The sequence below is a fragment of the Micromonospora sp. I033 genome (assembly GCF_053890995.1).
The window spans coordinates 1-6,758 of the sequence record NZ_JBSSLX010000273.1; the positions used below are offsets into that span (position 1 = coordinate 1).

Consider the following 6,758-nt stretch of genomic DNA (forward strand, 5'->3'; position numbering starts at 1 on the left):
GCTCCCGCTCGGAGAGCCCACCCCAGATCCCGAACCGCTCGTCGTGGCCGAGCGCGTATTCGAGACACTCCGTCTTCACTTCACACCGCGAGCAGATGCGCTTCGCCTCGCGGGTCGAGCCGCCCTTCTCGGGAAAGAACGCCTCCGGGTCGGTCTGCGAGCACAGCGCCCGCTCCTGCCACTCCGGCGCGTTTCCGAGCAGGTCGGCCACCTCGAGCTGGCCGTCCATCCATTGCCTCCTTGTCGCGCACCGGCGTCATCGCCGCTGCAACCCCCCACGCGAAAGGCGTGCTTGTTCGTCCGGTCACAATTTGTTGCGTTCCGCGCGAACAACCCCATTCAAATTACACGCGTGTAATGCGTGCGCCGTCAAGCCAAACTTGATAATGGAGTCGCCCTCCCGACACGTTCCGGACGACCGTGGCGCCGCCCGACCCTCGCAACCTGCCCTATCGATTCAGACCCCGGACGAGTAACGCCCTCCCCGGCGAGTTGCCCCAAGTTTTCTGCCGTGGCGCACCGGTGTGGACACCGCCGGCGGCCCCCGGTGGAGGCTTCCGGCGGGCCGCTCCCGAGCGGTCGTCGTGACACCGTCCAAGATCAGCATTGGTGGGGCACAAGGTTAACCCGGCCCGAGCGGTACCGCCCGTCGAGGCCGTAGACGCCGACCGCGCCCCGCCCAACATGTGGACGAGGCGCGACGGTACGGCGGCGTGGGCGGTCAGCCCGCTCCCGGCGGTGAGCTGGCCGGCCACACGAATTCGGCGATCGCTCCGCCGGTGACGGAAATCGCTCCGGCCGGGGTGCGGTCGTCCCACCAAACGGTATAGAGGCCGGCGGGCAGGTCCGGGTAGACGGCGCTGTGGAAGACCCCGTCGCGGACGTGCCGCTCGCGGACGGCGGAGTGGGTGCGGGGGCCGTCCCGGTCGGCCCGGCTGATCTCGATCTCCCGGCCGTGCAGGTCGCGTCCGGTGTGGATGATCAGCGCGCCGGAGTCGCCGCCGAGGTCGAGCACGACACTGCCGCTCTCCGAGGGGCCGAGGGTGTGCTGGTGGTCCACGTGGCCTCCCCGCTCAGGCCTTCGCCGCCGGCGGGTTGTTGAACCCGTCGTACGGCGTGCCGAGGAACGGGAAGTCACCGAGGAAGGGCGCCGTCACGTCGGCGGCGCTCAGTCCCGGGGTGACCGCGGCCGCCGCCGCGTCCGGCCGGAACGTCTTGTCCACCAGCGGCACGGTCACCCCGGCGATCGCCCGCAGCGCGATGCTCACCACGTCGTCGCCGACCCGCCGGCCGTTCGGGAAGCCCGCCAGGTCTCCGCCGAGCACCCCGAACCGGTCCGGCTTGCGGCTGGGCCGGATCGCCGTGTTCAGCCGGAGCATGTCGGCCTGCACGTCGCCGGTGGTGTTGGCGAAGCCGTCGATCAGCCCGGCCGGCACCCCGGTGAGCAGGATCGCCACCAGATCGGCCCGCGGCTTCTTCGACTTGTTCAGCGCGTCGAGGCTGGGGAACACGCCCGGGTAGAGGGCGGGCAGCAGCGCCGCCAGCTCGGGATGTTCGACGAACTGGGCGAACCGCTTGTCCTCGGCGGGCAGCAGCGTGTTCCACAGGTCCTTCTTGGACATCGGCACGATGACCTCGTTGAACAGCGGGTTGCCCAACCGGGAGACCTGGGTGAAGGGACCGGCGGCGGTGTCCGCGGCCACCCGGTCGCCGAGCACCCGGACCTGCTGCCGGGACGCGGACGTCCAGACGCCGATGGTCGAGGCGCGGTCGGCCTGGCCGTACCGGCTGGCCTTGCGGCGGACCTTGCTGAGCGGGACCTGCACGGCGATGCTGTGCACGTTCAACCGGTCCAGCGCGTTGACCGGCTCGCCCTCGGTCTTGAACAGCTTCTTGCCGGCCACGTGCAGTTGCTGGAAGGGGCGCAGCGTACCGAGGTCGAAGATCGCGCCCAGGTCGACGAAGAAGCCGTCGGCCCGCTGGCCGGCGAAGACCTTCTCCCCGGTCGAGAGCCGGAAGGTCGCCTGACGGACCAGGTCGGCGTACTTCGGGGTGGACAGCGGGCCGACGTTGCAGGGCGGGCAGGGCAGCTTGTGCGCCAGCACGTGCTCCCGGCCGTCGGCCACCCGGGTCAAGCGGTAGAACTGCCGCCGGTTCCAGTTCCTGCTGTCCAGCGACTCGATCGGGCCCGTGTTGTAAAGAAAACTGTTCGGATTGGTGATCTCGGTGGTGAATTCGAAGCGATAGGTGACGTCCGGATAACCGTCTCCATCGTTGTCAACGTGAATCTCGTACCGGACGTCGTCGCCGAACTCGAAGAAGTTGGGGCCGCCGGAGGGAAGCTGCACCGGCACGTAGTTGGCGATCAACGTGACCGTGTCCGGCTGGCTCGGGCTGACGAACGCGTACAGGTCGGAGCTGTCGGCGACCGGATCCTTGGCTATCTCCGGGGCCTCACGGTGAGAGGACATGGCGGACCACACCTTCGTCGGGTAGCGGAAGTCGGGACCGGCGCCGAGAGCCCGCGCCGGGAGGCGACGCGCCGGTGGGGCGCGCGGAGGGTCAGCGCCGGCGGGCGGCGCGGACCAGGCGGTCGGCCAGGCCGCGGTCGCGTACCTGGATCCGGGTCGTGCCGACGAAGACGTCCAGCGCGCCGGAGGCGGCGTCGCGGAGGTGGACCACGATCGGCTCGTCGCGCCGGCCCGCGGAGGGGGCGTTCTGCGCGGCGGACAGGCCCGGCACGGTGAGGGCGGCCGCGCCCAGGGTGGCGCTCGCGGCGGCGGTCAGCGTCTGCCGCCGGGTCAGTCGCGGCCAGGGCCGCCGCTTCGGCTCATCAGTGGTCATGGGCAACCTTTCCGGGCCGGCGCCGCAGCGCCCACGGTGTACCGGGACCCGGACGCCGCCGGATGCCCCGGGCTTGGGGGCGCCGGCGGCAGGTCCTCGCCGTGACCGCCGCCGGCATCCACTGGTACGGCCGGCGGCGGGGAAAGGTTCGACGCTAGGCGCCGGCGTGACCGTACGCGGTCGTCCGCTTGCGGACCGGCCGGCCCGCCGCCGCCGCGATCCCCCGGAGCTGCTCCTCGGTCCGGGCCGAGCCGTTGCCGGAGCCGGCCATCCGGGAGATGGTCTCCTCCATCAGGGTGCCGCCCAGGTCGTTGCAGCCGCCCTGGAGCATCGCCACCGTGCCGGCGTCGCCGAGTTTCACCCAGGAGCACTGGATGTTGGCGATCCGGCCGTGCAGCACCAGCCGCGCCATCGCGTGCACGACCCGGTTCTCCCGCCAGGTCGGCCCGGGCCGGGCGATGCCGGCCAGGTAGATCGGCGCGTTGGTGTGCACGAAGGGCAGCGCCACGAACTCGGTGAAGCCGCCGGTGCGGTCCTGCACGCCGGCCAGCACGCGGAAGTGGGCCAGCCACTGGCCGGGATGGTCGACGTGGCCGTACATCATCGTGGAGCTGGACCGGATGCCCAGCTCGTGGGCCGTGCTGACCACCTCGACCCAGGCGGCGGCCGGCAGCTTGCCCTTGGTCAGTACCCAGCGCACCTCGTCGTCGAGGATCTCCGCGGCGGTGCCCGGGATGGTGTCCAGGCCGGCCTCGCGGAGCTGGAGCAGCCACTCCTTCACCGGCACGCCCGCCTTGGCCGCGGCCGTGACGATCTCCATCGGGGAGAAGGCGTGCACGTGCATCCCCGGCACCCGCGCCTTGATCGCCCGGACGATGTCGGCGTAGCCGGTGACCGGCAGCTTCGGATCGATGCCGCCCTGGAGGCAGACCTCGGTGGCGCCGGCCGCCCAGGCCTCCTCGGCCCGGTCGGCGACCTGCCCGAGGGAGAGCCGGAACGCGTCGGCGTCGCTCTCGCGCTGCGCGAAGGCGCAGAACCGGCAGCCCACGTAGCAGACGTTCGTGAAGTTGATGTTGCGGTTGACCACATAGGTCACCTCGTCGCCGACCGCGTCCCGGCGGACGTCGTCGGCGAGCCGGCACAGCTCGTCCAGCGCCGGCCCGTCCGCGCCGAACAGCGCCAGCGCCTTCGCCTCGTGAGCCGGTTCGAGCAGCGCGGCCGGATCGTCGGCGGCCAGCCGCAGGCCGGCGCGCAGGTCGGGGTCGCTCGCCACGGCGGTCGGCACGGCGACCTTCGCGGCCACCTCGGACCAGTCCCCGTAGACGTCGTCGAAGTCGCCCCGGCGGTCGCCGGTCCGCCCGGTGGTGTCGATGGTGACGTGCAGGTCGGTCCGCCCGCCGAACACCTCCTCCGGCTCCTGCCAGGGCCGGCCGACCGGGCGGGCCGCCTCGACGGCCAGCCCGGTCTCCGGGTCGGCCAGGGCGGTGACGTGCGGCAGCAGGCGCGGGTCCAGCCACGGGTCGCCGGCCCGGACGTACTCCGGGTAGACGGTCAGCCGCTCGCGCAGGGTGAAACCGGCCTGCCCGGTACGCCGGGCCAGCTCGTCCAGGTGCGGCCAGGGGCGCTCCGGGTTGACGTGGTCCGGGGTGACCGGCGAGACGCCGCCCCAGTCGTCGATGCCGGCGCGCAGCAGCAGGTCGTACTCGCCCTCGATGAGGTTCGGCGGGGCCTGGACGCGCGCCTTCGGGCCGAGCAGCACCCGGGCCACGGCCACCGTGGCGGCCAGGTCGTGCAGCTCCGCGTCCGGCATGCCGCGCATCGCGGTGTCCGGCTTGGCGCGGAAGTTCTGCACGATCACCTCCTGGAGGTGGCCGTACTCCCGGTGCGCCCGGCGGATCGCGAAGAGCGCGTCGACCCGCTCGGCCAGGGTCTCCCCGATGCCGATCAGCAGGCCGGTGGTGAACGGCACGCCGACCCGGCCGGCGTCGTCGAGCACCCGCAGCCGCACCGCCGGCTCCTTGTCCGGCGAGCCGTAGTGCGGGCCGCCCGGCTCGGACCAGAGCCGGGTCGCGGTGGTCTCCAGCATCATCCCCATGCTCGGCGCGACCGGCTTGAGCCGTTGCAGCTCCGACCAGGACAGCACGCCCGGGTTGAGGTGCGGCAGCAGGCCGGTCTCCTCCAGCACCGCCACCGCGCAGGCGCGCAGGTAGTCGAGGGTGGAGTCGTAGCCCCGCTCGTCCAGCCACCGCCGGGCGGCCGGCCAGCGCTCCTCGGGGCGGTCGCCCAGGGTGAACAGCGCCTCCTTGCAGCCCTGCGCGGCGCCCTCCCGGGCGATGGCGAGAACCTCGTCCTTCTCCAGGTACGCCGCCGGCAGCCGGTGCGGCACGGTGGCGAAGGTGCAGTAGTGGCAGCGGTCCCGGCAGAGCCGGGTCAGCGGGATGAACACCTTCTTGGAGAAGGTGACGACGCCCGGGCGGCCGGCCTCCCGCAGCCCGGCGTCGCGGATCTCGCCGGCGATCCGGAGCAGTTCGTCCAGCGCCGGGCCGCGCGCGGTGAGCAGCGCGCTCGCCTCGGCCACGTCCAGCGCCCGGCCGGTGGCGGCCCGGCCCAGGGCCCGCCGGACGCTCGCCTCGGTCGGGGTGGGATCGCTGCGATCAACCATCCGCCCAGCCTATGCGCTGGCCGGTGCGGGACCGCCCGCCCCCGGCAAGGAGCCGGGGGCGGGCGGCGTCCGGCGGTTCAGCGCGGGAAGTTCGGGTCCTCGCGGTCGAAGCGCTGCGTACGGTCGCCATCCGGCGGGGCCGGCTGGCCGGGGTCGACCGGCTGGCGCGGGATGGCCTGGGTCGGGTCGGCCGACGGCGGCTGGCCGAACGGGGGCGCCGGGTGCGGAGCGCCGCCGTACGGGGGCGCGGAGTGCGGAGCGCCGTACGGCGGGCCGGACTGCGGAGCGCCGAACGGCGGGCTCGACTGCGGAGCGTGCGGCGGGGCGGTGTTGAACGGCTGCGCGGACTGCGCCGGGCCGTACGGGCCGGGCTGCGGGTAGCCGCCGGGCTGCTGCGGCATGCCGGCCTGCGGGTAGCCGCCCGGAGCCGGGTAACCGCCGGGCTGGCCCGGGCCGGGCTGCTGCGGCCAGCCGGGCTGCGCCTGGCCGTAGACACCGGGCTGCGGCTTCGGCTTCGGTACGTAGTAGAGGGTGCGCCAGATCTTGAAGACCACGAACGCGGCGATCCCGAACACCGCCAGGACGGCCGCCTGGGTGAGCAGGTCGAGGAAGGCGACCAGCACGTCGCCGTCGACGAGCCGGCCGACCAGCGAGATCAGGAAGGTCAGCGCAGCGAGGGCGGCGGCGAAGGCGTACTCGCCCAGGGCCGCCTGGGTGATCAGCTTCGCCTTCGGCAGCACCGGGCGTACATGGGTGGCGAGCAGCACGGCCAGCAGCGGCAGCGGGGCCGACTCGAAGCCGACGAAGCCGAAGAAGGCGCTCCCCGCCCGCCCCGTGAAGGTGCTGTAGTTGTTGGTCGGCACCAGCAACCGCAACAGAGCGACGAAGAGCAGCACGGCGTTCGCGCCGAGCAGGACGAGCGCGGCCAGTTCGCGCAGCGGCTTGGTCAACTGGCTGGCCTGCGTGGTGTCGCCGGACGCGGGCTCGGCGGGGCTGGTCACGAACTCCCCCTGGGGACGAAAACGGACAGTTGCCGACGTGAGCCTAGTCTCCCGGGCCACCGGGCGATCGACGGCCGCGCGTGCGGAAGGATGGACGCCATGCGCATCGTGGTTCTGACCGGCGGCATCGGGGGCGCCCGGTTCCTGCTCGGCGTCCGGGCGTACGCCCGGGAGGTGGGGGCCGAGGTCACCGCCGTGGTCAACGTCGGCGACGATCTGCTGCTGCACGGGCTGAAGGTCTGCCCCGACCT

7 protein-coding genes are annotated in these 6,758 nt (G+C 73.0%); 1 reads left to right on the forward strand and 6 read right to left on the reverse strand.

Annotation, left to right across the window (positions count from 1 at the left end; all coding sequences use genetic code 11):
* The 6 genes from ACW0Q9_RS27980 to ACW0Q9_RS28005 form a co-directional block, all read right to left on the reverse strand.
* Window positions 1-229: WhiB family transcriptional regulator (locus ACW0Q9_RS27980; protein ID WP_456186336.1), on the reverse strand; the 229-nt coding region annotated here is incomplete at its 3' end.
* A 492-nt stretch (window positions 230-721) separates the two neighbouring features.
* The gene (locus ACW0Q9_RS27985; RefSeq protein WP_456186338.1) at window positions 722-1,060 is read right to left on the reverse strand and encodes a phospholipase; all 339 of its coding nucleotides are present in this window, start codon (window positions 1,058-1,060) and stop codon (window positions 722-724) included.
* A gap of 13 nt (window positions 1,061-1,073) precedes the next feature.
* Window positions 1,074-2,471 carry a DUF4331 domain-containing protein gene (locus tag ACW0Q9_RS27990; RefSeq protein ID WP_456186340.1) on the reverse strand — a complete coding sequence of 466 codons (1,398 nt, stop codon included), beginning with the start codon at window positions 2,469-2,471 and terminating at the stop codon, window positions 1,074-1,076.
* A 91-nt stretch (window positions 2,472-2,562) separates the two neighbouring features.
* Entirely contained in the window at window positions 2,563-2,844 is a 282-nt protein-coding gene (locus ACW0Q9_RS27995) for a hypothetical protein (protein WP_456186342.1), read from the reverse strand.
* A 154-nt stretch (window positions 2,845-2,998) separates the two neighbouring features.
* Entirely contained in the window at window positions 2,999-5,506 is a 2,508-nt protein-coding gene (locus ACW0Q9_RS28000) for a bifunctional FO biosynthesis protein CofGH (RefSeq protein WP_456186343.1), read from the reverse strand.
* A 77-nt stretch (window positions 5,507-5,583) separates the two neighbouring features.
* Window positions 5,584-6,507, reverse strand: a complete 924-nt coding sequence (locus ACW0Q9_RS28005) for a hypothetical protein (protein WP_456186345.1) — start codon at window positions 6,505-6,507, stop codon at window positions 5,584-5,586.
* A 99-nt stretch (window positions 6,508-6,606) separates the two neighbouring features.
* On the opposite strand from ACW0Q9_RS28005, the gene ACW0Q9_RS28010 reads away from it, so the two are divergent.
* Window positions 6,607-6,758, forward strand: a 152-nt coding sequence (locus ACW0Q9_RS28010; RefSeq protein ID WP_456186347.1) for a 2-phospho-L-lactate transferase CofD family protein, incomplete at its 3' end; no start/stop codon positions are given.

Excerpts from the sequence above, each read along its gene's own strand:
- ACW0Q9_RS28000 (WP_456186343.1), bottom strand. The coding sequence starts at position 5,506 with ATGGTTGATCGCAGCGATCCCACCCCGACCGAGGCGAGCGTCCGGCGG.
- ACW0Q9_RS27995 (WP_456186342.1), bottom strand. The coding sequence starts at position 2,844 with ATGACCACTGATGAGCCGAAGCGGCGGCCCTGGCCGCGACTGACCCGG.
- ACW0Q9_RS27990 (WP_456186340.1), bottom strand. The coding sequence starts at position 2,471 with ATGTCCTCTCACCGTGAGGCCCCGGAGATAGCCAAGGATCCGGTCGCC.